The 1484-nt window shown below is 44.3% G+C and carries 3 protein-coding genes and 2 pseudogenes; all 5 read right to left on the bottom strand.

Annotation, left to right across the window (positions count from 1 at the left end; genetic code table 11):
• Nucleotides 1–70 precede the first annotated feature (70 nt).
• The gene (locus KDK19_RS16445; RefSeq protein WP_257282287.1) at nucleotides 71–355 is read right to left on the bottom strand and encodes a hypothetical protein; all 285 of its coding nucleotides are present in this window, start codon (nucleotides 353–355) and stop codon (nucleotides 71–73) included.
• A 76-nt stretch (nucleotides 356–431) separates the two neighbouring features.
• Nucleotides 432–566, bottom strand: a pseudogene (locus tag KDK19_RS16440) (ISAs1 family transposase); the annotation flags it as partial.
• A gap of 24 nt (nucleotides 567–590) precedes the next feature.
• Nucleotides 591–839 (bottom strand): annotated as a pseudogene (locus tag KDK19_RS16435) (Txe/YoeB family addiction module toxin); the annotation flags it as partial.
• A gap of 9 nt (nucleotides 840–848) precedes the next feature.
• Entirely contained in the window at nucleotides 849–1103 is a 255-nt protein-coding gene (locus KDK19_RS16430) for a type II toxin-antitoxin system Phd/YefM family antitoxin (RefSeq protein ID WP_257282286.1), read from the bottom strand.
• Between the two features lie 99 nt (nucleotides 1104–1202).
• On the bottom strand, nucleotides 1203–1484 hold a 282-nt coding region (locus tag KDK19_RS16425; RefSeq protein WP_306801365.1), incomplete at its 5' end, for a lipopolysaccharide kinase InaA family protein.

The raw sequence follows: 1484 nt of genomic DNA, 5'->3' as shown, positions 1-1484 counted from the left end.
GGATAAAGCCCAATCAAAAGGCTGGTGGTATCGGCTCACGCCACGCTTCCGACACCGACTTGTTATGTGCTTAAAAGAAACTCTCTGTACCAGTTAAAGAACGAACTAATAATTGAATCTTACCACTAAGCCAAGAATAACCTCCATCAGGGTCTTGATTAGAACATTCATCAACTTCAATTGAAAGAACTTGACCGAAGTGCGCAATCGAATCTATAGCTACTAGATAGTGGGTTGCGCCACCTTCAACAGCAATGCACTTAGCACCATTCTCATTAAGGATTTCACAGTGTGGATAGCTGTCAAATTCTTCTCGACTCATCTCAACCAGTTCCATTTTTAGGCCATGAATCATATTTATTCCTTGTTGTTAATCTAGCGACACATAGCGCTTTGCTCACCGGAAAATTGGGAAGCGCAGCACGGCAAAATCATGAAAGTGCCTGCCCAGCAAGGACTTCAGCCAGATAGCGTGTACTCATAGCGGCTTTCTTTTGTTTTCTCTTCAGGCCTGCTTTGAAGGTTTTCGTGTTGTTCAGCAGATTGACTGTAATATGTCTGAAGCCTGCTAAAACTTATGCCCTTTCTCATCAGGAATCGTAGTGATAACGACAGGAAATAATAGTCAGGGTGTTGCCTTCAGCCACATAAACCAGATGGTTAGTGTCATCAATTCTGCTAGACCAGAAGCCGGAAAGGTTTTCTTTTAGTGGCTCCGGCTTCCCTATGCCCATAAACGGATTACGTTGCGTATCAGCAATCATCTTGTTGATACGTTTGAGTGTTTTCTTGTCTTGTTTCTGCCAGTACAGGTAGTCTGCCCTCGCCTCCTTTGTCCAGCTTGTACATCAGTCATCGGTTAACCCTTGTTGCTCAGTTTGGCTCTTGCGAAACTGCTGAATGGACCTTTCCAGATGCGTGGCGTTCTCGGGGCTTTTGAGTAGATGCACTGTTTCCATTAAAGCGTTGAAATGATCCAGGGACATCACCACCGCATCGTCAGCATCTCTTCTTCTGATAACTGTATAATCGGCATCATTTACCACCTGATCCAGAACAGCCTTTAATTGACTTTTGGCCTCAGAAAAATTAATGATTCTCATGCTAATTCCCCAACTTGTATTGTTTTCACTACAGTTATAACTTGTCCAACAGCTAGCACAAGTAAGAAAACGAAGGAAATGAAGGTGCAGGCCTGGGCTTTAAACGTCATTTTTCCCCGCCTTTCGTTCCATGCGCCGATACAGTTTTACCGCTTTCTTCTCAATGCGAGTGAGCAAAGCGTTATATTTTCTCAGTGTGTCTCTGAGAGACAGCCCTGTATAGGCTTTCAAAAAACGAAAAACATCATTTCGAGTGATGCCATAATCCATGGCTGAGAAGTACATCCCGGATAAGTCTTTCAGTCGCCATCGGTCGGGTGTTTCATCCCTGATCTGGGCCCGGTGGAGATCGATCAGATAAAACTTCAGGTTCTCCGGGTC

The organism is Endozoicomonas sp. ONNA1, from assembly GCF_024606325.1.
Lineage (GTDB): Bacteria > Pseudomonadota > Gammaproteobacteria > Pseudomonadales > Endozoicomonadaceae > Endozoicomonas_A.
Note: the sequence above shows the minus strand (reverse complement) of the source record. Positions and strands in the feature narration are given on the sequence as shown.